This window comes from Malikia sp., from assembly GCF_028687635.1.
Classification (GTDB): domain Bacteria; phylum Pseudomonadota; class Gammaproteobacteria; order Burkholderiales; family Burkholderiaceae_C; genus Malikia.
On sequence record NZ_JAQTZS010000003.1, the window covers coordinates 117586 to 141470 of the forward strand.

The 23885-nt window shown below is 63.4% G+C and carries 31 protein-coding genes; 6 read left to right on the forward strand and 25 right to left on the reverse strand.

What is annotated here, in order from left to right; translation table 11 throughout:
- From PHR85_RS03200 to PHR85_RS03310, 23 genes are all read right to left on the reverse strand, one after another.
- Nucleotides 1-492, reverse strand: a complete 492-nt coding sequence (locus PHR85_RS03200; RefSeq protein WP_300050349.1) for a hypothetical protein — start codon at nucleotides 490-492, stop codon at nucleotides 1-3.
- Nucleotides 489-3392, reverse strand: coding sequence for a phage tail tape measure C-terminal domain-containing protein (locus PHR85_RS03205; RefSeq protein WP_300050351.1), 2904 nt, complete (start codon nucleotides 3390-3392; stop codon nucleotides 489-491). Before PHR85_RS03205 ends, PHR85_RS03200 begins: the two co-directional genes overlap by 4 nt.
- Nucleotides 3393-3462: 70 nt before the next feature.
- Nucleotides 3463-3879 (reverse strand): hypothetical protein, encoded by a 417-nt coding sequence (locus tag PHR85_RS03210; protein WP_300050354.1) that lies wholly within the window; start codon nucleotides 3877-3879, stop codon nucleotides 3463-3465.
- A 28-nt stretch (nucleotides 3880-3907) separates the two neighbouring features.
- Nucleotides 3908-4168, reverse strand: coding sequence for a DUF4035 domain-containing protein (locus PHR85_RS03215; protein WP_300050357.1), 261 nt, complete (start codon nucleotides 4166-4168; stop codon nucleotides 3908-3910).
- Between the two features lie 68 nt (nucleotides 4169-4236).
- Entirely contained in the window at nucleotides 4237-4557 is a 321-nt protein-coding gene (locus tag PHR85_RS03220; RefSeq protein WP_300050360.1) for a phage tail assembly chaperone family protein, TAC, read from the reverse strand.
- A gap of 15 nt (nucleotides 4558-4572) precedes the next feature.
- Nucleotides 4573-5211, reverse strand: coding sequence for a phage tail tube protein (locus PHR85_RS03225; protein ID WP_300050362.1), 639 nt, complete (start codon nucleotides 5209-5211; stop codon nucleotides 4573-4575).
- 60 nt (nucleotides 5212-5271) lie between these two features.
- Nucleotides 5272-5622 carry a DUF3168 domain-containing protein gene (locus PHR85_RS03230; protein WP_300050365.1) on the reverse strand — a complete coding sequence of 117 codons (351 nt, stop codon included), beginning with the start codon at nucleotides 5620-5622 and terminating at the stop codon, nucleotides 5272-5274.
- The gene (locus tag PHR85_RS03235; RefSeq protein WP_300050368.1) at nucleotides 5619-6005 is read right to left on the reverse strand and encodes an HK97-gp10 family putative phage morphogenesis protein; all 387 of its coding nucleotides are present in this window, start codon (nucleotides 6003-6005) and stop codon (nucleotides 5619-5621) included. Before PHR85_RS03235 ends, PHR85_RS03230 begins: the two co-directional genes overlap by 4 nt.
- Nucleotides 5998-6339, reverse strand: a complete 342-nt coding sequence (locus tag PHR85_RS03240; protein WP_300050372.1) for a phage head closure protein — start codon at nucleotides 6337-6339, stop codon at nucleotides 5998-6000. Before PHR85_RS03240 ends, PHR85_RS03235 begins: the two co-directional genes overlap by 8 nt.
- A 2-nt stretch (nucleotides 6340-6341) precedes the next feature.
- On the reverse strand, nucleotides 6342-6956 hold the full coding sequence (locus tag PHR85_RS03245) for a hypothetical protein (RefSeq protein WP_300050374.1): 615 nt from the start codon (nucleotides 6954-6956) through the stop codon (nucleotides 6342-6344).
- A 5-nt stretch (nucleotides 6957-6961) separates the two neighbouring features.
- Nucleotides 6962-7132: a hypothetical protein gene (locus tag PHR85_RS03250; protein ID WP_300050376.1), complete on the reverse strand. Its 171-nt coding sequence runs from the start codon at nucleotides 7130-7132 to the stop codon at nucleotides 6962-6964.
- 65 nt (nucleotides 7133-7197) lie between these two features.
- Nucleotides 7198-8586 carry a phage major capsid protein gene (locus PHR85_RS03255; protein WP_300050378.1) on the reverse strand — a complete coding sequence of 463 codons (1389 nt, stop codon included), beginning with the start codon at nucleotides 8584-8586 and terminating at the stop codon, nucleotides 7198-7200.
- Between the two features lie 90 nt (nucleotides 8587-8676).
- Nucleotides 8677-9669: a S49 family peptidase gene (locus PHR85_RS03260; RefSeq protein ID WP_300050380.1), complete on the reverse strand. Its 993-nt coding sequence runs from the start codon at nucleotides 9667-9669 to the stop codon at nucleotides 8677-8679.
- Nucleotides 9666-10955, reverse strand: a complete 1290-nt coding sequence (locus PHR85_RS03265) for a phage portal protein (RefSeq protein ID WP_300050382.1) — start codon at nucleotides 10953-10955, stop codon at nucleotides 9666-9668. The genes PHR85_RS03260 and PHR85_RS03265 overlap by 4 nt, the downstream gene beginning before the upstream one ends.
- Entirely contained in the window at nucleotides 10955-11149 is a 195-nt protein-coding gene (locus PHR85_RS03270) for a hypothetical protein (protein WP_300050384.1), read from the reverse strand. Before PHR85_RS03270 ends, PHR85_RS03265 begins: the two co-directional genes overlap by 1 nt.
- Nucleotides 11146-12813 carry a terminase TerL endonuclease subunit gene (locus PHR85_RS03275; RefSeq protein WP_300050386.1) on the reverse strand — a complete coding sequence of 556 codons (1668 nt, stop codon included), beginning with the start codon at nucleotides 12811-12813 and terminating at the stop codon, nucleotides 11146-11148. Before PHR85_RS03275 ends, PHR85_RS03270 begins: the two co-directional genes overlap by 4 nt.
- Before the next feature lie 44 nt (nucleotides 12814-12857).
- Entirely contained in the window at nucleotides 12858-13244 is a 387-nt protein-coding gene (locus PHR85_RS03280; protein WP_300050389.1) for a P27 family phage terminase small subunit, read from the reverse strand.
- Nucleotides 13245-13448: 204 nt separating this feature from the next.
- Complete coding sequence (locus PHR85_RS03285; protein ID WP_300050392.1) at nucleotides 13449-13853, reverse strand: HNH endonuclease; 405 nt, start codon at nucleotides 13851-13853, stop codon at nucleotides 13449-13451.
- A 112-nt stretch (nucleotides 13854-13965) separates the two neighbouring features.
- A complete protein-coding gene (locus tag PHR85_RS03290; protein ID WP_300050395.1) occupies nucleotides 13966-14370 on the reverse strand; it encodes a hypothetical protein in 405 nt (134 codons plus the stop codon).
- Complete coding sequence (locus PHR85_RS03295) at nucleotides 14357-14677, reverse strand: hypothetical protein (protein WP_300050398.1); 321 nt, start codon at nucleotides 14675-14677, stop codon at nucleotides 14357-14359. Before PHR85_RS03295 ends, PHR85_RS03290 begins: the two co-directional genes overlap by 14 nt.
- Nucleotides 14678-15050: 373 nt before the next feature.
- The gene (locus PHR85_RS03300; protein ID WP_300050400.1) at nucleotides 15051-17624 is read right to left on the reverse strand and encodes a VapE domain-containing protein; all 2574 of its coding nucleotides are present in this window, start codon (nucleotides 17622-17624) and stop codon (nucleotides 15051-15053) included.
- An 83-nt stretch (nucleotides 17625-17707) separates the two neighbouring features.
- Nucleotides 17708-18001 (reverse strand): hypothetical protein, encoded by a 294-nt coding sequence (locus PHR85_RS03305; protein ID WP_300050402.1) that lies wholly within the window; start codon nucleotides 17999-18001, stop codon nucleotides 17708-17710.
- A gap of 3 nt (nucleotides 18002-18004) precedes the next feature.
- Entirely contained in the window at nucleotides 18005-18472 is a 468-nt protein-coding gene (locus PHR85_RS03310; RefSeq protein WP_300050405.1) for a phage regulatory CII family protein, read from the reverse strand.
- 168 nt (nucleotides 18473-18640) lie between these two features.
- Between PHR85_RS03310 and PHR85_RS03315 the strand changes: the two genes are divergently transcribed.
- Nucleotides 18641-19006, forward strand: coding sequence for a DUF2513 domain-containing protein (locus PHR85_RS03315; protein ID WP_300050407.1), 366 nt, complete (start codon nucleotides 18641-18643; stop codon nucleotides 19004-19006).
- A gap of 176 nt (nucleotides 19007-19182) precedes the next feature.
- Here PHR85_RS03315 and PHR85_RS03320 read toward each other — a convergent pair whose 3' ends face one another.
- Nucleotides 19183-19461, reverse strand: coding sequence for a helix-turn-helix domain-containing protein (locus tag PHR85_RS03320; protein ID WP_300050408.1), 279 nt, complete (start codon nucleotides 19459-19461; stop codon nucleotides 19183-19185).
- Nucleotides 19462-19789: 328 nt separating this feature from the next.
- Here PHR85_RS03320 and PHR85_RS03325 point away from each other — a divergent pair, with 328 nt between their 5' ends.
- The 5 genes from PHR85_RS03325 (at nucleotide 19790) to PHR85_RS03345 (ending at nucleotide 22891) form a co-directional block, all read left to right on the forward strand.
- Nucleotides 19790-20317: a S24 family peptidase gene (locus tag PHR85_RS03325; RefSeq protein ID WP_300050410.1), complete on the forward strand. Its 528-nt coding sequence runs from the start codon at nucleotides 19790-19792 to the stop codon at nucleotides 20315-20317.
- A 76-nt stretch (nucleotides 20318-20393) separates the two neighbouring features.
- Nucleotides 20394-20582: a hypothetical protein gene (locus PHR85_RS03330; protein WP_300050412.1), complete on the forward strand. Its 189-nt coding sequence runs from the start codon at nucleotides 20394-20396 to the stop codon at nucleotides 20580-20582.
- Complete coding sequence (locus PHR85_RS03335) at nucleotides 20560-20946, forward strand: hypothetical protein (protein ID WP_300050415.1); 387 nt, start codon at nucleotides 20560-20562, stop codon at nucleotides 20944-20946. Before PHR85_RS03330 ends, PHR85_RS03335 begins: the two co-directional genes overlap by 23 nt.
- Nucleotides 20947-20993: 47 nt before the next feature.
- Nucleotides 20994-22133, forward strand: coding sequence for a DUF262 domain-containing protein (locus PHR85_RS03340; protein ID WP_300050418.1), 1140 nt, complete (start codon nucleotides 20994-20996; stop codon nucleotides 22131-22133).
- Nucleotides 22133-22891: an MAE_28990/MAE_18760 family HEPN-like nuclease gene (locus PHR85_RS03345; RefSeq protein WP_300050421.1), complete on the forward strand. Its 759-nt coding sequence runs from the start codon at nucleotides 22133-22135 to the stop codon at nucleotides 22889-22891. Before PHR85_RS03340 ends, PHR85_RS03345 begins: the two co-directional genes overlap by 1 nt.
- Here the strand turns inward: PHR85_RS03345 and PHR85_RS03350 are convergent.
- Nucleotides 22824-23876 (reverse strand): DNA cytosine methyltransferase, encoded by a 1053-nt coding sequence (locus PHR85_RS03350; RefSeq protein ID WP_300050423.1) that lies wholly within the window; start codon nucleotides 23874-23876, stop codon nucleotides 22824-22826. The two genes, PHR85_RS03345 and PHR85_RS03350, sit on opposite strands and share 68 nt — an antisense overlap.
- Nucleotides 23877-23885: the final 9 nt, after the last annotated feature.

Here is a 23885-nt window from a genome sequence, read left to right on the forward strand (position 1 = left end):
TCAGGTCCCCAGCACCAGGGTGTCGAGGTTGGCGAACTGGTGCAGGCGCGCCAGCATGGCGTCGCTGTCGCGGCCGTACTCGTTGTAGAAGCCCAGCAACGCATCGGCGTCGGCGTCGCTCAAGCTGTTGCCGCCCGGTTCGGCTTCGACCTGGAACGACACGGCATACAGCACCCCGGCGGTCCGGTTGGCTGAGTAGCTGCCTGGGACCATCGTGGCCAGGTGGTCGCTGGTGCCGAATCCGCTGTCGAGCGGCATCGTGAAGCTGATCGCGCCCTTGCGGATCGTGCGCAGGAAAAACGCGTTCCAGACGCTGAACTGGGTGTCGTCCAGGATCAGCGTGACGCGGAACACCGCGACACCGCAGTCCCACTGCAGCGCGACGCGACTCATGCCGCCGGCAACTTCAGTGCGCTGCACACCGCCTGGGGCGGTCATGCCATAGCCCTCGACGACCGGCGTCATCCAATTGGGAAGATGCGGCGTGCTCATCGGACCCTCTGCATTCTGTAGTTCGACCCCATGGCCTTGCTCACGCGGCTGTTGGGATCGGCAAACTGCGCTGCAACTGCCTTGACGGTTTCCTCGATCACCAGCACGCGCTCGCCGTCGGAGCCCTGGCGCTCGGTCACGCGGCCAATCGGAGCGCTGGTGTTGTTGATGATGGTGATCGGACCCGATCCGCCCCCACTGCCTTGGGCGCCGCCTGCGGCCGGGTTATAGGCCGCAGGGACAACGGCCTCGCCCTTGTGCAGGACAGCCGGGAATTCGTCGTAGGGCACGTAGTTGGTGCCGGTGGCCAGCCTGGGGACACCGCCGCTGCCGGACCAGAAGTTCGAGCTGGCACCGCTTCCGCCCAGCCCCTGACCGCCGCCAGTGGTCAGGCCTTGACCCCCGCCCATTTGCAAACCAACACCGCCGCTGTCGTAGCTTGGTGCCGTGGTCAGCGAATACGCGGACCCCGACGTGATGCTGCCGAGCGACCCGCCGATCGCCGCGCCGACGATCGTCTGCAGCCAACCAGCCGAGGCGCTGACCGCCTGCTGGGCCTGCAGCCGGACCAGATCCGACAGAATCGACTCGACCAGGCCGCGGAAGTTGAACTTCCCCTTCATCACGAAATTCACCAAAGCGTCTTCCATCGACTTGAACGCGTTGGTCATCACGCCAGATACCCGCGCGGCGGCGTTGCCCGCGTCGTCCTGGTACTTGCGCAGCGCTTCCCTGGCACCGAATGCCGCCGTGCGCTGCTGGTCGTAGGACTGCTGCATCAGATCGACAATGGCCTGCTTGGTCTGATTGGCCTGCGCATAGATCGCGTCGATCCGGTCCTGGCTGATCTTCAACCCCTGCTGCCCGAGCTCCACCTCGGTCTGGTGGATCATCCGGGCGACCTGCTGGTCGATCTGGCGCGCTGACGTCAGCTGCTGGATTTCCAGGGTGCTCTTGCCGATCCACTCGACGTCCTGACGGCGGGCGTCGACGTCAATCTGGTTGCTGTACGCCCAGTTGTCAGCGTCCTTGCTGAACTTGCGCAGCACACCGAGCTGACGCTCCTTCTCGATTCCAGCGTCGATATGGCGCCCGAGCTCGATGTAGTCGGCGCGCTGCTTTTCCGTCAGCGGGGTGAGCTTCTGCGCTTCGCGCTGCCGGTCGGAGAACCGGCCCAGCGTCACGTCGAATTCGGCCATCGCGGCGCGCGATTCCTTGACCTTGCCGCTGAATTCGTCGTAGTGCTTGATCGCGTACTGGATGCCCGCCAGGTTCCGGCCCGACTCATCCATGGCCGTGCTGAAAGGGTCCTGCCGGGTCGAGCTGGAATTTGATCCGCTGTCAGTCTCCTCCTTCGTCTTGTCAGGCTTCGGGACCCATGATTTCCCCGGCGGCGGGTTATTTTGCTTCGACTTGTCCGGGGGCGGTTCGTTGCGATCGTCAAACGCCCACGCCAGGCGTATGGCCTTGACGTTGCGCAGCGACTGCTCGACCATGTTGTCACCAGCCAGCGCCAAGCGAGCCTTAGCATCCTCCCAGCCGTGAACCAACTCGTCTTTTGCGCCGGAAAGATCACCCTTCAGGAATTTGATCAAGGCGCCGCCAATGCCATCCACCACGGACCCGATCGCCGTTGCGCTTGCAATGACCGACTCGGCGACGATATAGGCTACTTCCTTCAGGCCGTACAGCAACGAAACTGCCGTCGCCATCGAGTAGCGAAAGACATTCACGGCAAATGGCCAGCCGCCCGTGAAGAACTCTGCCATGTCGGTCAGAATCGGCATGATGGCGTCTGACCACGCGCGCTTGAACCCCTGCGAGGTCAGTTCGTTTGCATGGTCGAAGCCTTTGATGGCTTCTTCGTAGCGCGCGACCGCGGCCTGCGTCTCGGGTCCGATCAACAGGTTGTACTGCGCCATCTCATCGCGCGAGATCTGCATTGCCTGGTCAGTGACCTTCAGCGCCTGCACGATCTGCTCGTAGGACCCCATGCCGAGTGCGGCGGCAGCCTTGTTGCGGTCCCAGCCCTCGGTGTACTGATCGAGCGTGCCTTTGGCGCTCTGCAGCGTCTGGTCGAGCGGGTGCAAGCTGCCGTCGACGTTCTTGTAGGCGACACCCAGCCGGTCGAGCTCGTCGGTATTGCTGCGCACGGCATCGGCCGCCTTGTCGAACACGCCGACATAGACATCCTTCGGCACGCCGATCGTGGCCAGCGCGTTGCCGAGCGCCGAGGCCTCTTGCGCGGTCAGCTGCAGCGAGGCCTGCAGCTCCTTGACCCGGTCGTTTGACTTGATCAAAGCATCGATGTCGTCGCTCTTGTAGGCGTCGCCGGTGAACAGGCCAACGCCGAACGAGACCGTCTCCTTCAGCAGCGTCCAGGCGGCATAAAGCTTGAAAACGCGCCCCACGACGACCCCCAGCGTCTCGGAGAACACGCTGATTGCCTTCACGGTCAACGCGGCTTCGACCGCGTGGGCAATGAACCCGAACGCCTCGCTGATGGCCGACTGCAGCTCGCTGATGCCGGCGCCGAGGCTGCCGAGGCCATCGCCAAAGCTCTTCAAGCCCTCGCCGACCCCCTTCATGGCCCTTGAAAACCGGCTCTCGAATTCGCTGAAATTCGACTCGTTGGCTGCCTGCGCGATTCCGGCGACAGCGTCGGCGGACACTTGCGAGCCCGCTGCGATCGAATCGTTCATCGCCTTCCAGTCGCCGCCCATCTGGGCCGCCGCGAGCTGCAGGGACTGGGAGGCCTGCAGCAGCGAGGCGCGGAAGTCCACGACCGCAGCCGAGGAGGACGCCATGTTCTGCCGGCTCACGGCCGAGACATTGCCCATGCCGCGCGTGAATTCGTCGATGTCCGCCGAAATCTTGACGGACAGATTGCCGAGTGCCATGAGGGGGTCCAGTAAAAGAAAAAGCCGCCGGGATCACGCCGGGCGGCTGCTTGGATGAAACGCGGATGCGTCAGGTCTTTGGCTTGTTGCGCTCGTCAATCCGACGCTGCGACTCTTCCATCGCGCGGTCCAGCCCGTTGCTCAACTTGCCCACGGCGCTGTCAATGCGCTTGTTGAAATCGACCACTGCGCCCATTCCAGAACGGCGCAGCGTGTCATCGACATGCTGGTTGATAGAAGCGGCACCAGAATCAACAACCTTGCGCACCGGATCCAGCTTCTTTGAGCCCAGCGCTTTTCCAACCGGCTCCAACAGCAAACGCACGAACAGCAGCCCGCGCCAGGCCAGCCAGAACACAAACGCCATGGCACCGATGACAAACAGCATCCTGACGACCTCATTGGCTAGATGCTCGCCCCCCATGACAACAGCAGAAGTCATCATCAATGCCAAGAACCCGAGGGCGACTTTTTTCCATGTGCGCATATCAACTTCTTAATAAAAAAAGAAATTATTATGCGCTTCCGAATAAAAGTGCCTTGATCAGCGCCGCATGCGCCTCGGGATCTGCAGGCGCGGCCAGCTCTTCAGGCTCATCGCGCTGATCAAACAGCAAGAAATCCCGCAGCCGATACGGCTTGCTGTGCTGTTCGGGATCGCGGTTGACGTTGGCGAGCGTCACGTTGACATGCGCCTGGGCCATGTCGTGCACCGCGGTGCCCCAAGGCTCGACCCGGTAGAACCCCTGCCACTCGGCCAGCTCGCTGGCCGGCATCAGCTCGACCTCGCGCACTGATCGGCCCAAAGCGAGCGCCAGTCTGAACAGAAACCGGCGCTCGGGTGTCAGTTTCCCGCGTCGGCGCCCCTGGCAAAGCCGTTGAGCTCGCTGGAAACCTTCATCAGCTGCTCGAACGCGGTCTTGCCCGTACCCTTGAGCAGCTCGACATCAGATTCGTCGAACACCGTGGCACCGGCCTCATCGACCACGCTTCGCACGACCATGCGCAACGGATTGACCTCTTTGCCATCGGCGTCCTGGCGGATTTCCAGCACCTCGCCGATCGACAGCTCGCGCACATAGACGGTGCCGAACCCATCGATCTCGACGGCACGCTTCTTCGGCTGCAGCGCTGCGAGCAGCGCGGACTTGTTGATGATGCTCATGGGATCTCCTTGGGGTTACAGGCCCGACACGGCGCCGGTGATCTGGACACTGACCGAGGTGCGCACGATCTGGTCAATGCCACCTTGAATCGGGAACTTCTTGACATAGGCGGCGAAGGTGATCGCCTGCGCATTCGGCAGCACCAGCTTGAACTGCGAGGTCGCGCGCGAGCTCTGCTTCGAGCGCAACGCGATATGGCCGGCGTTGCTGCCGTCGTAGTCGATCTCGAACGAGAACTGCCCCGCGTTCGAGATGCCGCTGATGAACTCCTTCGCCGTGCTGTCCAGGTTGGTGACCTCGATGTCGGCCGCCGACCCGTCGACACCCGAGAAGCTCTTCAGGTTCGCGAGCTGCGTCCAGGTCACCGGCGTGGCGGTGCCGCTCGCGGTGATGGTCTTGCCGACCGTGTTGAGGCCGACAGCGAAGGTGTTGGCCGTGACGTTCCTGACGCTGACGGTCTGCCCGCTGAGCGCGGCGGCATCGGCGCCAGTCAGACCGGACAAGGTCACCACGTCGCCCTCGGACAGGCCATGCGCCGTGCTGGTGATGATGGTCGGGAAGCCGACGGCGACACCGGTGATGGTCTTGGCCGAGCCAGTGCCCGTGCCGATGGACAGGGTCGAGCCCTGTGCCGAGATAGCGGAGGATGTCATGCGGTACCCCTAAAAAAGAAAACCCGCCTCTCAGCGGGATGGTCAAAAAAATCGCCGGCTTCAGCCGTGCCAGATCGAGTAGTCGCTGGTCACGCGGTGCAGCCTGGTGTCCGGCTCGAACGAGTCCGCCGACAGGATCGAGATGTTCTGCACCTCCCAGGCGTCCATCAAGCCATCGATGGCCGACGTGACCGACAGGGCCTGTGCATAGGTACGCGCGAACACGTCGATCTGCATGCGGGTGTTGACCAGGCCGGAACGGCCATCGAGCGTGTTCTCGCTGCTGGAGCTAACGCGCTGGTAGACGATGTAGGGCTTCTCGGTGCCTTCTGGCGCAACCTGCGGAAAGACTCGCGACCCGGCATCGGTGTGCCCGCTCAGCAGGTCGTAAAGCTGCTCTTGGATGCTCATTTTTCTGACTCCATCTTTGCCAGAACCCCGTCGATGATGATGTCTTGCATCTGCTGCCTAGCAGCCTCAACACCTGGCCGGAAGAACGGTCGCGCAGGCTCGCGACTGGTGCCGAACTCGTGGAAGATCGCGTAGTGCTCGGTGCCGTCCGGCCCACTGCGCTCGATCTGCACCGTGGCGCTGGCGGCATCCATGCGACGCACAGCCTTCGCATCCAGGCTGCTGACCAGCCGGCCAGTGTCCACCGGAGCGCGCATACGGATTTCCGCCTCCACCAGGGTCGCCGCCTGCATCACCAGCTCTGGCAATTTCGCGCGCACCTCTTGGGAAATGCGCTCGATGGACTGATTCAGATCAGCCAGGCCGGATACATGGTCATCCATCGTTCAGGCCCTCCGAGCAGACCAGGTTGATCTCGCGTCGACGCTCATCCAGATTGTCCACGAACGCGATGTTGAACACTCTGCCTTTGAACAGCAGGCGCAGGGCCGCCGCCTGCGTGGGATTGACGAACTCGGGCCGGTAGCGCAGCGTGACGCTGTGCGTGACCTCGGCATGAATTGCCTGAGCAGCCTGCAGCTCACGCCCCGACAGCGCGGCGATACCGGCGCGCGTGGTACAGACATCGGTCCAGCTGGTGACTTGTCCACCCGTGGTGTCGCGGGTGGTGTCGCGGCGCTGCAGGGTAACTTGGTGACGCAGATCGCTGGCCCGCATGATCAGAACCTCGGGCGAATTGCAATCGGGTCCAGCAGCGTAGCCTGGTAGCCCTCAGGCAGCTCGGACAATCCACGCGCATGGCGGCTCTCGACGAAGAACAGCTCCCTGTTTTCGTAGGCCCAGCCAGCAGCCAGCAACATCCACGCGCGCACCGACGGGTAGCGGGACACGAAATCGCGTGCAGACATTCCGGCGGTGTAGGTCACCTCGACGGCGCGCAAGCCGCCGCCTGCGTCAGGCCACAGGGAGGCGATTGGCGCCACCAAGGTTTCGCGTCCGATGACGGCTGCCTCGAACGCGTTGGTCGGGATGGAGCCTCGCCCATCGCCACCAGGCAGGGCGTAGGTGATGCGCTCGACGGCCCCCACAAGGCCATGGGTGATGGCAATCGGAACGCCGTTCACAGGGAACCTCTGCAGGCGCTGCACGTACCTGGCCTGCCGGATGATCGATCCAGTCCGGGTCTCGGCCTGCTGGCGCACGCCAGGAATGACGATGGACGTGATGAACTCATCGTCCAGCGTCATGTCAGCGTCGATGCGGCAGTGAGCCTTGACGTCGGCAAGCACGATAGGCTCATCCGCGCCAGGTAGGAATTCGACGAACTCGGCCATGAGGCTTACTTGGCCGCTTTGCCAGTCGCAGCGGACACGTCATTCGTCGGCTTGGGCGGATCGACCTCCTCGCCCAAACCGCGCTTGACGATGTCTGCTGCCACATCGTCATCGAAACCGGCGATCTCGCCCGGATTGAGGTTGTTGAAATGCTTGATGACCTTGATGTGCTTCATGTACGGCTCCAGAAAAAGGCCCGCACGGACTGGCCGGGCGGGCCTGGGGGATGGGATGAGGGAAATCAGCGGAACCAGGTCACGCCATCCAGCACGGCGACTGCGACCGCGTGCATCGGCGCGAGGTCGTGCTCGACGATCATCCGGACCAGGGTTTCGTCGCGCTCGAAGGCGTTGACCTGGTTGCCCGTGGCGGGGTCGGTGTAGCTGGCCTCGTAGCTGATGGCCACTTCCATCGGCAATGCGGTGCCGATGAGCCAGTTGTCCCAATCCACCAGGTAGATCTCGGAGCCGATGCCAACGGCACCGCCGCTGGTCAGGTTGGTCGGGATCTGCGTGGTGATGCCGATCGGGATCTGGCCGAAGGTGCCATTGGCCTCGACCTCGGGAAACACCTTGGCGCCAGTGGTGGTCTGCAGACTGGCCAGGTACTCGAAAGAATCCGGGTGCAGCAGCAGCGCCGGCCGCGTCAGGCCAACGTTGGCGCGGCGCAGGGCCAGCTTGAGACGGGAGATGTCGCCACGAATCGCCTGCTGCAGCGTGCCGTCAGCGGTACTCTTGCCCGTCAGCGAAGTAGCGCCGAGGACGTTGCCGGCCGGAGCCCAATAGCGCAGGCCCTTGATGTTGTTGCCGGTGCCATCGCCACGGATCATGCCGATGTCGGCAGCCACCGACATGGCATTGCCCAGCACGGTGGTCAGGAGAGTGTCTACCGCAGGGGAGACGCCCGCCATGCGCAGCAGATCCTTGGCGATCGGGATCATGCCGGTCAACTTCTTGGCCTTGAGCGAGACCTTATCGGTCGAGGCGCTGGTGACGCCGACGGCGGCATTGCGCCCGGTGTAGCTGGCCGTCGGCGCGGCCGAGATACGGCCAATGTCCAGGTTACCGTTCGGCATGGGGATTTCCAACGGGCCGCCATTGGTATTGCGAACGACCGCATTGGGAAACAGGTAGTTGATCACGTTCTGCGCCAGGACAGTCGGCACGAACACGCCGCCACCAGATGCCGACTCAGTGTTCATGGCCATCTGGATCGACTGCTCGAACGCGCTGGCCACCGAGGCCTTGACGTCATCACGTACCTTCAAGCGGCTGACGACCTGGTCTTTGGCGACATGGGGATTGCCCTTGGCCTGGTCCAACGCATGAATGAAGGTGAAGAAGGTCGCGATCGAGTGCTGGCCTTCGGCCTTATGGTCTCGCGCCTGGGCGCTGACGGCGGGAGCGGCGGTCGGGGCGGTGAAGTTATCCACCGGTACGGCAGCAGCAGCAGCCATCTGCTCGGCGGCTTCCTGGCGCTGGATCTGCGCGCCAAGCTGATCGAATTTGACCTTGAGGTCATTGAACTCATTGACCTCGACGGCCGAAGGATTCTCGATCGCGGCGATCGCCTGGACACGGGAGTTGATGGCCGCGCGTTCGCGGCGCAGGTCATTGATGGCTTTGATCATGAGGGGACTCCAGAAACAAAAAAACCCGCGCGAGCGGGTGGAGGAAAGCGCCGCCATGGGCGACAAATGACTGCGTAGCTGCGACTGCGGTTACAACGAGTTGCTCATGGCCATGGCGGCGGCAGCCATGCGCATGCGCTGGGCTTGGGTCGACACGGTGAATGGATCCGGCGCTGCGGCGCGCGCCTTCGCGCGGTCTTCAGCGGCCAGGACGACGATACGGTCGAACGCCTCTTGCGGCGTCTCCAATCGATCCGCCAGGCCAGCATCAATGGCAGCCTGGCCGAAGTACAGGCCGGCATCCGTTGCAGCGACAGCCTGCAATGGGATGCTGCGAAAGGCCGCGACCGAGGTGGTGAACTGGTGGTAGATGCGGTCCAACTGACCATCCAGTGCGGCGCGCGCACCATCGGACAACGGAGACGTGGGCGATAGGTCTGCCTTGCGGGCACCTCGATAGACCGTGGTAACGGTGACGCCGGCGCTGTCCATCGCGCGCGAAACGTCCATGTGCTGAGCAATCACGCCGATCGACCCCAGGCCGCTGGACTGGCTGACGCTGACTTCCCCGGCTGCCGAGGCGAGCAAATAGCCGCCACTGAAGGCGCTGAAGTGCACGATCGCATGCACCGGCTTGATCAGGTTGGCGGCGCGGATGCGATCAGCCGCCTCGAAGGCGCCAGTCGAATCTCCTCCGTTGCTGTCCACGTCAAGCACGATGCGGTAGACGGACGAATCGGCCAAGGCCGCATCGAGCTCTTGCCCCAGGCTCTCATACGCCGTCATCTGCGTGCATAGTTTGAGGTTGCCAGTGCGCGCGACCAGAGGACCATAGATGCCGATCTGTGCAACGCCGGTGCCATCGGCGTCGCCATCATCATCCACCCCCGTGGCGTCATCAGGGTCATCATCGATCAGACCTATGCGCGCCATCACCGACGGCAGCGGCTCACCATCCACCGCGATCAGCGGCAGGCCCAGGTGCGAACGCGCAAACAGGACGGCATCGTGCAACAGCTCGGGCGTGGCCAGCATGGGGCGGTTGAAGATTTGGCTGATGAGATTGGGAAACTGCTTGCTCATGTGAAGATCCTATCGATGTCGTTGATCTGCTGTGCGCTGGGCTGCGCCCGGTTCACTGGGCCCACGGCCAAGCCGGTCTTGCCATCGGCCATGTTCAGCGGCGTCAGGTACACGTCTCCGCCGGCGATCGGTGGCAGGTTCTCCAGGCGGCGGATGTCGTTGACCGACAGCCAGCCCCACTGCCTCGCCTGGGCATAGGCGGCGTAGCGCGACTGGGTGTCACCGCGCAACAGGCCGGCGACGTCGAACTGGATGTAGACGCCCGCGGCACGGTCTTCCTCGGTGAGCAGGTCGCGCTCCATCGATTCCTCGTGCCGCTTGAGCCACGGCATCAGCGTGAAGACCACGAACTCCAACGACTGCTGCTCGATGTTCGAGAACGTGGCCCCAGAGAGATCGCCCAGCTTGTGCGGCGGTATGCCGTAGATGCGCGCGATGTCGCGCACGCCGTAGCTGCGCGCCTCGATCAGCTGGGCATCCTCGTTGCTCATGCTCAGGGGCTTGAACTCCATGCCCTCCTGCAGCAGTGCGACCTCGCCCGCCTTGCCGGCGCCGCCGTACTTGCCCTTCCAGTCGGACAGCAGCTTGTCGATGGCGCCCTGCTCCTTGATGGCAGCAGCCTCGCGCGGGCGGGTCAGCACGCCGGACAGTCGAGTGCCGTTGCCGAACACACGGGCGGTGTGGCGTTCGCTCGCGGCGACGATGCCCAACGCCTCGCGGTGCAGCGCGATTGGGCTCAGGCCGGCGTAGACGTTATCGCCGATCCAGCGCACATGGTGCATGCGGCGCAGCGGAAACACGCCCTCGATGCCATCCGGCGCAAGCAGCACGCGGTAGTACGGCATTCGGTCCTGGGGACTGACCATGACCTGCACGCGATCGGGATGCAAGGGGTACAGACTCTTGACTGAGCCGTCCATATCCAGCTCCTTGAGCGCAAAGCCGTTGCCGCGCAGGCCAGCAGAGAGCTGCTTGTACTCATGGACCTGAAACGGCGTCATCCAGCCGTTGGGCGCCACGGAGATCACCCGGTGCGCCGGGTGATCGATAACAGGCTTGCGATCATCTGGCGAAGTGGCCTGGTACACGCGGCACGGCAGCTGGGCAATTGACTCGGCCAGCAACGTCACGGCGCGCTGCACGGCAGTGAGTGCCAACGCAGTCTGTGGGTTGATGACCGGGCCCGCCTCGGACGTCCCGCCGGCAACCAGCGAAGACCCTAGCCAGCCACCGCTGCCGGCGGGCATCAACGCGCCAGAACCGGAGAATATCTGCGAGAAGAACATCAGTCCGATCCTGGTTTGTGGGCCAGCTCGGCTGCCGGCTGGCGTGCGACGGCGCGCGCGACCAGGAACGACCAGGCGAGCAGAAACAGGCCTGCGATGATCAGGCCGGCAGGCCAGTAGATGGCGCCGACGCCGATCACCAGCAGCAGGAAGCCGATGCTTCCAGCCACCATGGCGGCCGTGTCGAGGGTCATATTCCAACTCCGTTTGTTTCGTAGACACTCTTGCCTGAGTCTTGTGATGCAGAGACGGCACGGCTGAGGGCCATGACTGTCGCGACGATGCCGTCGATGCGGCCGTTTTGCCTGGACCGCTTCTTGTCCGGCCTGAAGTTGTCGTTGCTGTCGAACAGCAACGCCACGTTGCCGGCGCAGTACGCCAGCACGGGGTTGCCACCATGCCGCAATCGTCTGGCATAGACCAGCTCCTCAAGCTTCTTGGATCCGGGGTACATGCCACCGGTGTTCTGGGGCACCTGGACCAGCGGAACATCCATCTCCATCAGCTCGTTGGCGAGATGGGTGGCGTTCCAGACATCGAATCCCAGCTCGACCAGGTCGAATTCCGTCCGCGCCCACAGAATCTTCTCCTTGACAGGACCGTAGTCGGTGACGTTGCCCGGCGTGGCAGTAAGCCAGCCCTGTCGCTGCCAAGCGCGGTAATTGGCAGCGTCGTCTTTCTCCTGCGTTTCGATCTTTTCCTCGGGACACCAGAACCAGGCCACGACAAACCACTCGCCTGCGGGGTCCTCCGGCGGAAACACCAGGACGAATGCCGTCAGGTCGCGCGTCGCTGCCAGGTCGAGTCCACCGTAGCAGCGCCGTCCCTTGAGCAGCGCCGAATCGAAGCGCTTTCCGCCTTTGTCCCAGACGGTGATGTCAAACCAACCTTCTGAGCCCCCACACCAGACGTTCAGGTCCTTGGTCTTGAAGTTCGCCATTGCGCTGGGCAGCGCCGCCGCCTTCCGCGCCATGCTGCGCATGTAGTCCAGGCCCTTCGAGCGACCAAGACCAGGATTCGACTTCGGCCAGTTGCGCTCGTCGAGCGGATCGTCACCCTCATCCAGCGTGTAGACGTAGCCAAAAAAAGTATCGTCTTTCCGCTTGCCTTCCAGGATCGAGATCACGTACTGCCTGATCTCGGTGCAAATGCCATCGAGCACATAGCCCGCGGTGGTGATGGCCGACAGCAGCGGATCCACCCGCGCGCCCAGAGCCGTTTCCATGACGTCCCACACATCGCGTGTCGCCTGGGCATGCAGCTCGTCAAACATGATCGCGTAGGGGTTGAGGCCATCCAGGTTGTCGGCGTTCGCCGGCAGCGGCATGAACACGGCGCCCAGGCTGTCGCAGGTGACCTTTTCCTGGTTCAGGCCATTGAACACCTGGAACGATCGCGAGACGCCAGATGAGCGGCGCTGCCAGCGCTTGATGTTGTCGAAAGCGGGCTTGAACACCGTCATTGCTTGGGCCCGCGTGGTCGCCACGGCATAGACCTCGGCACCGAGCTCGCCTGCAAAACCAAACAGGTACGCGCCCTGCGGCGCCTTCCAGGTGCTCTTGCCGTTCTTGCGCGCGACTTCTTCGTAGGCCCGGGTGAAGCGCCGCGAGCCGTCCGCTTCGCGTCGCCAGCCATAGAGCACAGCCGTCCAGAACTGCTGCCAGGGATCCAGCAGCATCGGCCTGCCAGCCAAAGGCCCCTTGATGTGAACGAAGAAGCGCTCGATGAACTGGATGATGTGCCAGGCATGCGCGGGACTGAACATCAATCCGCGCGCTGGACCCGACCTCAGATCCTCGTAATGCCGCTTGACGGCCAGATAGACGTAGCGCCCAACGGTGATTTCACCGCGCAGCACTGGCAGGCCGTAGGCCTCGTCCCATGCTTGCAGGACAGTTGGCGTCAGTTTGGCAAGCCGGCGCGCGGTAAGCTGGTGGCGTGGCCGACTAGATCGGCGAACAGGTCGTCCTGTCCGCTCCGCTCCCCCGTGTCCTTGCGCACCCTTGCCAGCGACGGAATCGTCAAACATGCTTTTGGTAACCACTGCCCCAGCTCCATTTTCAAACGCCGCTCATCCTCTGCCCACGGCGTCGGAGTTGACCAGCCCGTCTTTGATGTCTGAGTGCGGCCTTTTTCCTCGCACTCCGCGCTGGCTTTGAGCCAGTCAGCGAATGTCCGCACGATGATCGCAATCGGCATGCCAGCGGTCAGGTGCTCAATCCCCGCCTGGCGCAAGGTCGTGCAGATGTGATCGAACAGCAGACGCTCATCCGGACTGAACTTCAGCATCGGGGGTGGATCGGGAGACATCACCTCATCGCACGAGGTCTGGACTGCTGCACCACCCACGGCTGGAAGCATTGCTGCGAAGTTGGTTTTGTCTCTCATCGCCGCACCATTCAAACCCCCGGGGGGTAGTTTTCGTTCTACATAAACCTGCTCTCCTAATATCGGTCTAGAGACAGATCCCCACAGAGATTTCCACCCCCCTCGCTACCGACTGATCAGTGCGGGGACCGCCGAATCAGGCAAAGACCGACCCAAGCCCCCATCCTCAAGCACCGTCTTGACGTCATGGCACTTCTTGCACAGCGGCTGCCAGTTGGAGCGCTGCCAGAACAGCGCCTTGTCGCCCTTGTGCGGGGTGATGTGGTCGACCACGGTGGCAGCCACCACCTCGCCACGGACCTCATGCCGAACGCACAGCGGATGAGCACGTAGGAAACCCTCACGGGCCTGCTGCCACTTGTAGCTGTAGCCGCGCTCAGAAGACGATCCGCGCCTGGCATCCCGCGCCCGGGCTTCGACCCGCTTGTGCTGGTCGCAGCGGCCAGATCCGTCGCGTACCAGCACGCCACAGCCGGGATAAGTGCAGGGGCGTGGCGCAGACTTGGGCATGGAAGGGTAGAAAAAAGAAAGCCCCGCGAGCGAAAAACCACTGCGGGGCAGGATGTGCAGCAGTGGGTGGACACACCGACTGCACAGCTTGCCTGAAATGTACCAAAAGTGTCTAAGGAGTAAAACTCCTTTTTTCGGAACTGACCAGCTGCTTGCGTCGGTCTTCCAGCCAGCGATGGATTTCCACATCAGCCTGATCGAGCTGGGCATTGACGGCTGCCCGGGATCTGGCCATGGCGCGTGCTGCACCAGTGACGCCCTGATTCTTGATGTAGATGTAATGCAGCGTCAGGTAGAGGTGCGACTTGACCAGCTTGAGCGACTCGACGGCACGGTCAGTCTCGGCAGCCTCAAGTTCGTCGGTAGGGATCACGGCCTCCCGATAACCACCCGCACCGCCGCCGCCCAAGCTCAGCAGGATATTGACCTTGGAGAATCCCAGGCCATAGTCCTCACGCCTGGCCCGCCAAGCACCCCATCGAATCAACCGCCGGTGAATGTGATCAAGCCTGGCCACGCTGTTTTCCTTTGGTGGCGCCTGGCTGCCACATGATCATGAAGCTGCAGCCGAACTGCACCATGTAGCGCGCCATCTCGGCTGTCACGTCGGGCAGGCTGAACGGCGCGCCAACCACGCGGCCCCGCTCTATCGCATAGAAGCAGTTGGCCTCGCCCTTGATGCCACGCCTGACCAGCGCATAGGCCTGGCGGCCCAGATCCGATTCCTTGGCCCGCTCGAGGATGGCCTGGTAGGTCTCGGGCATGTGGGACTTGATGTCGCGAATCGCCTGTTCGACATCTGCTGCGGTCCTTGAAGTGTCCAACTGTCCATCCTTTCTATAGAGAGGTAATGAGAATTAATGTGTCCGCGCGTGTGCGCACGCGCCTAGGCACCTGCCTGCATGCCTGCGCCTGCCTTGGGGGTGATGGCCAGGGGGCTGGCCTGGCTTTGGACAATGCAGCAGCTCGACCTGCTGATTCAGGCCCTGTTGCTGCCGATATGCTTCCATGGGAAACGCCGGCCACCCTGGACACTTGGACACTCAGGGCACGGCCTGAGCCACGCGCATCCATGCGCCCGCGTGCTGGCGGGGGCGATCTGCCCCCGTGCGTTCCGCATCCCAGGCGCGCACGGCGCGTGAGACCAGCACACGGGCGCCATTCAGCGCCGTGTCCTGTGTGGTGATGGGGTGACGGTCAGAACGGTTCATCGTCTGCCGGCGGTTCGGTAGATGCCCCAGCGTCCGCTACGGGCATGTCGGTATCGGGGGCGGGCCAATCGGCCGGCCTCTCCCAGCCATGAGCGCGCACGCCGTTGACCTGTCGTTTCTTGTGCACCCAGCCCTGGTGCGTCATCCAGCTGCGGATCTGGGATTCCAGGCCAGCCGTGGATTTGCCCGCGTCCATGTCGAGCGCCTTGACCAGCTGGGCCAGCGTGACGAAGTCGGTCAGCTGGTTGACCAGGGCGCCAATGCCGGTGGCCGTGGGCGGACGGGTCAGCACCGCCAGCAGCTCGCTGGTGACAGCGGTTTCGATCAGGCGCGATTCCTGGACCGGTGAAAACAGCCGGCCCTCCTGCTCGCGGGTCGGGATGCAGGTCAAGCCTTCCAGGTAGAGCGAGTAGGCTTCTGCGAACAGCTGCGTGCGCCACTTGGCCAGCCACTCGATCCGGATCGGGTTGCGCACTGGTATTGGCCAGAAGCGCCGGTTGCCGGTGCGGTCGCGCAGGTAGGTAGATTCGTTGGTGGTGCCCACCAGCACACACTGGCGCGGGTGTTCCTCGACCACGCGGCCATAGGCTGGCCGGTAGCGGTCGACCTTGGAGCTGATGAATGCCTTGATCGCGGTGATCTCGCCCTTGCCCATCTGGGACAGCTCGCCTAGCTCATAGCCCCAGATGCCTTGCACCTGCTCTTGCGATTCCTTGCCCTTGCCGATCTCGAACGGGGTGTCGCTGTACCAGGCGCTGCTGGCCAGGGTCTCGACCATCGTCGACTTGCCCAGGCCGCCCGGGCCTTCTAGAACCGGGCAGTAGTCGAACTTGCTGCCGGGCTCCATCACGCGCATGACCATGCCGATCAACCAGTAGCGCCCGACCAGCGTCAGGTATTCGCGCATCCTGGGGTCGAGCGCCTCGGGGGTCTCGCTGATGGCGTGGATTAGCCACTTGTCCGCCCGACCCTTGCCGTCCCACTGCAGACCGCCCAGCCAGTCGCGCACCGGGTGCCAGGGGTTCTCATAAGCCACCGTCTCCATGCCTTCCATGATGGCCTGACGGGTGATGGATGGCAGGCCGTAGCGCTTGCTCAGCCAGTTGCCCAGCAGCAGGTCAACGGCGCCGGTGATCTTGCCGGCCCGGCCATGCGGGAAGGGCCAGTCACGGCGCGCCTCCATGGTATTGGACAGCTCGTTGTAGCCCAGCACGCCCTGCAGCTCTGGGTCGTGGCGCAGCGCCATGATGATGGTCTTGCGGCTCAGGTTCCAGCGGTTCTTGATCGGGTCATGAAAGCACTCGAGCCACCACGGCAACGCCGCAGGCGAATCGGGGGAATCACTGCCGTCAGTGCCAACGGGGCCATCGATTTTTTTGGCGGCCGGCGGCTCTGGTGCGGCCGGCTGGTCAACCTCGGGCGGCAGCGCGTAGGCGGTGGCAAAGAAGGCCAGCACGCGCGCGAAGTCCCAGCCGTCGGTCTCGATCGCGTCGGCAGCGTCCCAGCCGTCAGGCTTGATGCCGGGGCCATCGATAGCCAGCAGCTGGACCTTGCAGCCGTGCTCGCGCTCGAGCAGGCGGCCGATGCCCAGCATCGCGGCCATGCCGGGCTGCTTGTGGGCGGGCAGGTAAGGCTTTCCGGATTTGATGGCGTCACGCTCGACATCGTCGGCGCAGGCATTGGATTCCTTGGCCGTGATCGGTGCGCGCTTGCTGTCGGTATCGGGCCAGGCCAGCACGGTGCTGCCGGTGATCCATGACCAGTCCGCCTTGGCCCAGGCCTTGCAGCCACCGGGCCAGCCCACAACGCAATAGATGCCCGGGGCCTGCGCGTCGAGCAGCTGCTGCAGCACCTCGCCCTTGCGCTCACCCTCGACCAGGATCACGGTGCGGCTGGCGGGCAGGCTGTGGCCGGGCAGGTAGAGCGGGCGCGGTTCGTCGAACTGCCGCCAGTGCCATTTTGCGGCGCCATCGCGCGCGCTGGTGCACCAGGTGTAGGGCAGATCATCCTTGCCGCCGTCGCTGGTGCGGAAGCGCACGACGTAGCCGTGCAGCTCATCGCCCAGGCGGTATTCGGCCGTGCGCACGATGTCGCTGGCTGGCCGACTGAAGTGCTTGAAGGTGGGCGCCGGCACGCCAGGCGGCACCGGGCGCACTGTGGTCCAGCCCTCTTCCTGGCGGGCGGGCTTGGCCATGGGCGGCGGCGGCTCGGGACGGGCTGGGCGCTGATGGCTGGTGTCATGCTGCACGCCGGCTACGTCTTCCAGCCCTTCGTCGCGCGCGACGGCGACTGCCGCCCTGCCCTGGTCGAGTCCGTGAATGGCAGCGTACAGGCTGACCAGGTCGCCGCCCTTTTCATCGGAAGCGAAGTCGGCCCAGCAGCCGGTGCGCAAGTTGACCGAGCAGCTGGTCCCCTTGCCGCCGTGCATGCCGCCGCAGACCCACTCATGGCTACTGCGGCGACCGCCCGGCAGCCAGGCCGGGACGATGGTTTCGGAGCGCGATAGCAGCGCGTCGGCCAGGGCGTTGAAGTTGATGGGAGGCAGAGGTGCGCGGTTCATGCGGCACCTCTCGGATTCAGGGTGATGTCAGCCCAGGCCGGCGTGTCCACCGCCGGCGGCACTGGTGCAAATGTCATGGAGGGTTAAGGTTTGACCCAGCTGTGCAGGGTCGATTGCAGGGAATGCACGGCTGCCAGCTCGATCGGCTGGCTGACCGGCGCGTACTCCGCCACAGGGCGGTTCCGGTAGGCCACCCGGCGCGTGCCGCAGATCTGCAGCAAGCCGGCACGGCGCAGGTTCTTGACGGTGGTGGTCGCAGTGGCGATGCCCACCTGGGCGTGGTGGGCCAGCTCGAGCAGGGTCGGGCTCTGGCCCAGGCCGTGGCAATGGCGGGCGGCTTGCAGCAGCGCGGTTCGGACTTCAGATGCGGGGCGCATGGATCACTCCCCCCGCAGATGGCGCGGCTTGCCAGCCTGGTTCAGGGACAGCACCGCCTCGCCCAGTCGGGCCAGCGCCCCCATGAGGTCAAGCCGCTCGCGACCGATGCGCTCGAGCTCGTTGTCGCTGATGTGGCCGTCGGCGGCCGAGGTGCAGACCTCGGCGCACAGCTCCGAGAACTCGCGGGAGGTTTCGGCCAACTGGTGCAACACCCCCTGAGCATCCGCCGCCGAATCGGTCGGCATAGGGATGCAGACGTGACCGCAGGCCTCGGCGAAGGCGTACAGGATGCGGTAGTCGCCCGTCAGCTGGCAGGCCTTGACCGCGTCAACCAGGCCGAACTTGGCGCTGCCGTTGCCGGTAACCTCGTGGTTCAGGGTATGGGGGCTCTTGCCCATGCGCGGGGCCAGCGATGGCGCGCCGCCGGGGTAGTCGTGAACGGTGTGGTAAGCGACATCAAGCAACTGCATGGCAAACCTCAGCGAATGCTGCTAACGACAGCCCGCCCCGCCCTGGCGACACTGGCGGCAGGGAGGAAGGAGCGAGCATGGTGGGAAGAAAAAGCGCAAGGGGTGGGTCGGTCCAGCCCGGTACGATGGGGGTTCTCACACCAACCCTCGACCGAAAAGGACCGACCCATGAAACGGGACATGGACTTGATACGCCGAATCGCCTTCGCCACGGAGGCGCTGGAAAACAGGCAGACCCTGGATGCCCTCGATGGCGTAGACCCCGCTACGTTCGCGCAGCACGTGGTCTGGATGAAGGAAGCGGGGCTGATCGAAGCTGTCATTTCGGAATACATGGGCACCGAGGACAGCCTCGTCATGGTCCAGCGCCTGACATGGCAAGGCTGCGACTTTCTAGACGCAGCGCGCGACGAGGGGCTGTGGTCCAAGGCAAAAGCCACTATCATCAAACCCAGCGCCTCATTCACTTTTGGGGTGCTAAAGGACTGGCTGGCCAGCGAGATCCGGCAGGGCCTGCCGACACTCGGGGGCTGATTCGAGCAGGGCTGCAAGCTCCAGCGCACAGGCCAGCACACCGCGCATTTCGGGCTGCGCGTTGCTCAAGACCTGCATCGGCCCGAGGCGATCACGCCAGCGGATATCGGTGCCGGCAGCCCGAAACCACGAAGCGGCCAGCCTGGCGAGCTGCTGGGCAAGGATCGGATCGGTCATCACGCCCCCTTCCCAGCCGCAGCCGTTGCGATATCGGAGCCTGCCGTTGCCGGCGCTTGGGGGGTGGGGGTGGTACCGCGCAGGTAGGCCCAGTCCACGTCGGGGCGCAGGTCTTCGCAGCGCACCGCGCCGGCGGTGGCTTTCTCGATCTGGATGCTGCGCTCGGCGGACGGTCGCGACAGGCCAACAGCCCACTGGTGGACCGCGCCCTGAGTGACGCCCAGCTGCCGCGCGAGGTCCACCTGCTTGTGCTCGGCCAGATAGGTCTTGAGGTTCATGACAGAAGTATAGCCCGGCTACACATCAAAAGGAAGCCCGGCTAAATACTCTTTTTAATAGCGCCGCTATATTTCAGCCATGACCAAAAGCGAGACTCAGTTCAGGGCGTCCAACCTCACAGAGAGCGAGCAGGCAGACATTCAGCGCCTGAAGCGACTGTTTGACGAGAAGGCTAGGCTTTCACAGAAAGACTTCGGCTCACGGTGGGGCATCGGATCGCCGGCTATGATGTCCCAGTACTTGACAGGGAAGCGGTCACTCGGACTGGCCGCAGCTATCAAGTTCGCGAAAGGCCTCAGCGTTGATGTGGCTGACATAAGCCCTACCTTGGCGCGTCAGTTGCCGCCCTCCGCCCAGACGCCCGCAGCCAGCGATGCCGTGGTGCCGGCGCCCATCGAACTAATCGGTCCGCCCGAGGGCTACATCCGCCTGGAGCACCTGTCGGCCCAGCCGTCCATGGGCCACGGCGCCGTGGTGGATGAGCTTGAGCAGGTGGTCCAGCACCTCGACGTGCTGGAGCGCTGGGTGCGCGAGGAAGTGGGCAGCGTGGACGCGCAGCGCATCAAGGTGCTGACCGCCAAGGGGCGCAGCATGTGGCCGGCGATCAACCACCGCGACCTGGTGTTCGTGGACGTGGCGCAGCGCGCGATCGACGCGCCCGGAATCTATGTGGTCGACGTGGCCGGCCGGCTGCTGCTGAAGAAGGCGCTGATCCTGGCCAACGGCACGCTGATCCTGCGCAGCGAGAACCAGGTCGAGTTCCCCGACGAGGAGCGCTACGATCTGGCCAAGGAAGGCGACACCATCACCATCTGCGGCAAGGTGCTGGCCTGGTGGTCGCTACGCAAGGGCTGATCTCCAATTCAAGCAGCATCAAACCAAACACCGAATTCATGGCGTGACAATAGAATGGCTATACACTTAGATCATCATGAATCACCTCCGCAACTTTCTGGACGGCTTTGCCCAAGCCATCAACTGGGGAGCGCCACAACGCGCCTACCAGGTGACGCGCGGCGGGTTCCGGCGCGACCAGGAAAAGCTGCGCGGAGATGTCAAGCGCGTGGGGCAAAACCTTCAGCAAGCCGCCAAGCGCCATGGCAAAGTCACTGAAGGCTGAGGCCAGGAACAGCCAGGGCGACCAACTGACCGTTCACGCCCACGACAACGACGCGCTCATCTTGCCGGTGGCGCAGCTGGAAGCTTTGCACGCCTTCCGCCCTGACTTGGTGGACCTGGTGGTCAGCGAAACGCAGCAGGAAGCCGCACACCGTCGCCAGCAAGAGTCGCGCATCAACCTGTTCGTTTTCATTGAGCGTTTGGTGGGCCAGCTCTCGGCCATCGCGCTGGCCGTCATGGGCATCGCGGGCGGCATCTATGCCGGACTGCATGGTCAACCGTGGCTTGGAGGCACCATCGTGAGCGTGACGATCGGCACCCTGGCGGTCACCTTCCTCAAGCGCAATTCGATCACAAAGGGCTGAGCTGATCTTCCCCATTAGGTAAAGGCAATTTCATGGTCCCCAGACAAATGCCACTGCTCACGCGCACGGAAGATGAGCAGCGCACCCTGGATGAGCAGGTTCAGAAACTGCAGAAGATCGTGGACTACGAGATCCGCGAATACCCGGTCGAGATCCTGGTCGACAAATTCGTCACCGGGCTGGAAGCAGACGAGGCCGAGCTCTTCATTCCCGACTACCAGCGCGAGTTCATCTGGAGCGAACCACAGCAGTCGCGCTTCATCGAGTCGATCCTGCTGAATCTGCCCATTCCCTATCTGTTCGTGGCCGACGTTAACGAGGGCGCACGCGAGGGCCGACTGGAAATCGTTGACGGCAGCCAGCGCATCCGGACCCTGGTCGCTTTCATGCAGGACTCCTTGCGCCTGAGCGGCCTGATCAAGCTGGACAAGGCCAACGGCTTCGTCTTCAGCGATATGTCCGTTCCGCGCCAGATGCGCTTCAAACGCAAGACGCTGCGGACGATTGAGCTGACCGAAAGCACCGACGAAGAAGCTCGACGCGAGATTTTCGACCGCCTGAACTCTGGCGGCACTCCAATTCAGCCCATGGAGCAGCGTCGCGGCAGCATGGACGGCCCCTTCATGAAGGTACTTGAAGAATGCGCGAATCTGGCCGCGTTCACGCAGCTGTGCCCGGTCAGCGCCATCAAGAAAAAGCTCCAAGAGCCGCAAGAGCTGGTGTTGCGCTACTTTGCATACTGCGATAACTACCAGGCGTTCAGCAAGAACGTCGATGTGTTCCTGGACGATTTCTTGAAAGGCGCGAACACCGCGCTGACGACGACACCAGAAAAATCGGAAGAGTACCGCCAGCAGTTCGAAATCATGCTGGCGTTCGTAGGACGGCACTTTCCGCATGGCTTCCGCAAAGACGCCGCCAATCAGTCGGTACCACGCATCCGTTTCGAGTCGATCGCCATCGGTGCGACCCTGGCGCTGCGGGAAAACCCGCAACTAGACCCCTTGGACGTCACGAGCTGGCTCGAAAGCAAGGAGTTCAAGCGGCACACGCGCTCGGACGCCAGCAACTCACGCCCCAGGGTGGTGAACCGGATCCATTTCGTGCGTGACAACCTGCTGGGGCGGCCGGTTGAGTACATAGAGGGCGGCTTGCCAATAGGCGCTGACGGCAGCAGGGAGGCTTGATGGCCGTGTCCATGCTGATGTGTCGCTCGCTGCTTAACGAGCGCGGCAGAGAGGTGTTGCTCTACCTGAGATTCCTCAAGACAGTCATCAACGAGGACGCTGGCCTACACCTGCCCAGGGAAAACGCCACGGCCCCCATCGATAGGGACTTGACGCACACACTAAAGGCCAACGGCTACCTGCTGATCTACAACCTCGTCGAAGCCACCATGACCATGGCCATCACGGATATCCATCGAGCCATGCGCTGCGACATGGCAGCGGGCCTGGATGACATGACGCTGGACTGCCTGAACCCCGCCCTGTTCGAACGCGTCTTGAGGCGCTTCAAAGAAGGAGCCAGTGACAAGCTGAGCGGGTCCTATCCCTCTTCCGGAGCTTGGCTGGTGAAATACTGGCTGGATGACCATGACCAGGCCGTGAGGAACAACAAGAATCCTCTAGCCTCCGGCAATCTGGATGGGCAGAAGATAGTGGAGATGGCGAAGAAATATGGGTTCGATACCTATGGTCGAGAAGACCAGATGAAGCACCCCGGCTTGTACAAAGCCAAGGAAAAGCGGAACGCTCTGGCACATGGCAAGACCAGCTTCAAGGACTGCGGCATGGATACCTCGGTTGACCTGCTACTTGAGGAGGGCGTCGGCGTGCTGCGCTGTCTGCGTCATCACGTCCGTGCCGTCGAAGCCTTCATTGCCCAGCGCGGCTATGTGAGGCCGCCTCGAGCAGTTGCCGCCCCACCGCTTCAGCCAGCTTAGGCGGAACGGCATTGCCGATCAAGCGCGACACCGTTTTGTTGGGTACATCGACTCCCGGGGGAACAAAGCGGTAATCGCGTGGAAACGACTGGAAAATCGCGGCCTCCCGCAGCGTGATGCCTCGATCCTGCGCTGGATGCCCGAAGCGGCCATTGCCGTAACCCGTACACAACGTGGTCATGGTGGGAGACGGATCATCCCACGACATGCGACCATAAACGCCAGTCGAGCGCCTGCCGCTCTCCCTGACATGGCAGTCAGCCACGAGATACGTCGGCCAATCGCGCCAGGTACCACCAGGTTTTGATGCCTGGATGCGCGCCAGATTGAGGGGTGACAGCATCGCAGCGCGGTGCAAGGGATCTTCCGGACAAGACTGTCCATGCGCCAAAACAGGCAGCTCGCCAATCGCGTCCTTCACGCTGACCCAGTGCCCCCGCCCAGGATGTGTCGGCTGTGGCAGACTGACTGGACCCAAGCGCGAAGCCAGCAGCACCAAGCGCCTGCGGCGCTGCGGCACGCCATAGTCAGCAGCATTAAGGACCGCATGACAGACCTCGAAGCCGCACTCGCGCAGGGTATGAACGAAATCGGCAAACGGCTCTTGCGCCTCAAGTCCGAGCACGTTCTCCATCGTGACCAAATCAGGCTGGGATTCGCGCACCAAGCGGGAGAACTGGTACAGCATCCCCCATTTCGTATGGTCCGCAGGACGCCCGCGCGCGTAGCTTGAAAACGGCTGGCATGGCGCACAGCCCGCCAGCAGACGCACTACCCCTGGCGACCAGCAAGCCTGTAACTCCCCACCCGTGACTTGCGAGACATCCCGCTCAACGAATCGGGCTCCCGGGTGATTGGCCTCGAACGGGTAGCGACAGGCCGGATCGACATCGATCCCGGCCGTGACGCGCACGCCCGCAGCCTGCAGGCCCGCCGTCAGCCCGCCCGCGCCGCAAAAGAGATCAACCGCTTCGATGTGTGCCATGGTGTTCAA

Coding starts and splice junctions, on each gene's coding strand:
- PHR85_RS03200 (WP_300050349.1), bottom strand. CDS start 492: ATGAGCACGCCGCATCTTCCCAATTGGATGACGCCGGTCGTCGAGGGC.
- PHR85_RS03205 (WP_300050351.1), bottom strand. CDS start 3,392: ATGGCACTCGGCAATCTGTCCGTCAAGATTTCGGCGGACATCGACGAA.
- PHR85_RS03210 (WP_300050354.1), bottom strand. CDS start 3,879: ATGCGCACATGGAAAAAAGTCGCCCTCGGGTTCTTGGCATTGATGATG.
- PHR85_RS03215 (WP_300050357.1), bottom strand. CDS start 4,168: ATGCCGGCCAGCGAGCTGGCCGAGTGGCAGGGGTTCTACCGGGTCGAG.
- PHR85_RS03220 (WP_300050360.1), bottom strand. CDS start 4,557: ATGAGCATCATCAACAAGTCCGCGCTGCTCGCAGCGCTGCAGCCGAAG.
- PHR85_RS03225 (WP_300050362.1), bottom strand. CDS start 5,211: ATGACATCCTCCGCTATCTCGGCACAGGGCTCGACCCTGTCCATCGGC.
- PHR85_RS03230 (WP_300050365.1), bottom strand. CDS start 5,622: ATGAGCATCCAAGAGCAGCTTTACGACCTGCTGAGCGGGCACACCGAT.
- PHR85_RS03235 (WP_300050368.1), bottom strand. CDS start 6,005: ATGGATGACCATGTATCCGGCCTGGCTGATCTGAATCAGTCCATCGAG.
- PHR85_RS03240 (WP_300050372.1), bottom strand. CDS start 6,339: ATGCGGGCCAGCGATCTGCGTCACCAAGTTACCCTGCAGCGCCGCGAC.
- PHR85_RS03245 (WP_300050374.1), bottom strand. CDS start 6,956: ATGGCCGAGTTCGTCGAATTCCTACCTGGCGCGGATGAGCCTATCGTG.
- PHR85_RS03250 (WP_300050376.1), bottom strand. CDS start 7,132: ATGAAGCACATCAAGGTCATCAAGCATTTCAACAACCTCAATCCGGGC.
- PHR85_RS03255 (WP_300050378.1), bottom strand. CDS start 8,586: ATGATCAAAGCCATCAATGACCTGCGCCGCGAACGCGCGGCCATCAAC.
- PHR85_RS03260 (WP_300050380.1), bottom strand. CDS start 9,669: ATGAGCAAGCAGTTTCCCAATCTCATCAGCCAAATCTTCAACCGCCCC.
- PHR85_RS03265 (WP_300050382.1), bottom strand. CDS start 10,955: ATGTTCTTCTCGCAGATATTCTCCGGTTCTGGCGCGTTGATGCCCGCC.
- PHR85_RS03270 (WP_300050384.1), bottom strand. CDS start 11,149: ATGACCCTCGACACGGCCGCCATGGTGGCTGGAAGCATCGGCTTCCTG.
- PHR85_RS03280 (WP_300050389.1), bottom strand. CDS start 13,244: ATGCTGAAGTTCAGTCCGGATGAGCGTCTGCTGTTCGATCACATCTGC.
- PHR85_RS03285 (WP_300050392.1), bottom strand. CDS start 13,853: ATGCCCAAGTCTGCGCCACGCCCCTGCACTTATCCCGGCTGTGGCGTG.
- PHR85_RS03300 (WP_300050400.1), bottom strand. CDS start 17,624: ATGAACCGCGCACCTCTGCCTCCCATCAACTTCAACGCCCTGGCCGAC.
- PHR85_RS03305 (WP_300050402.1), bottom strand. CDS start 18,001: ATGCGCCCCGCATCTGAAGTCCGAACCGCGCTGCTGCAAGCCGCCCGC.
- PHR85_RS03310 (WP_300050405.1), bottom strand. CDS start 18,472: ATGCAGTTGCTTGATGTCGCTTACCACACCGTTCACGACTACCCCGGC.
- PHR85_RS03315 (WP_300050407.1), top strand. CDS start 18,641: ATGAAACGGGACATGGACTTGATACGCCGAATCGCCTTCGCCACGGAG.
- PHR85_RS03320 (WP_300050408.1), bottom strand. CDS start 19,461: ATGAACCTCAAGACCTATCTGGCCGAGCACAAGCAGGTGGACCTCGCG.
- PHR85_RS03330 (WP_300050412.1), top strand. CDS start 20,394: ATGAATCACCTCCGCAACTTTCTGGACGGCTTTGCCCAAGCCATCAAC.
- PHR85_RS03335 (WP_300050415.1), top strand. CDS start 20,560: ATGGCAAAGTCACTGAAGGCTGAGGCCAGGAACAGCCAGGGCGACCAA.
- PHR85_RS03340 (WP_300050418.1), top strand. CDS start 20,994: ATGCCACTGCTCACGCGCACGGAAGATGAGCAGCGCACCCTGGATGAG.
- PHR85_RS03345 (WP_300050421.1), top strand. CDS start 22,133: ATGGCCGTGTCCATGCTGATGTGTCGCTCGCTGCTTAACGAGCGCGGC.
- PHR85_RS03350 (WP_300050423.1), bottom strand. CDS start 23,876: ATGGCACACATCGAAGCGGTTGATCTCTTTTGCGGCGCGGGCGGGCTG.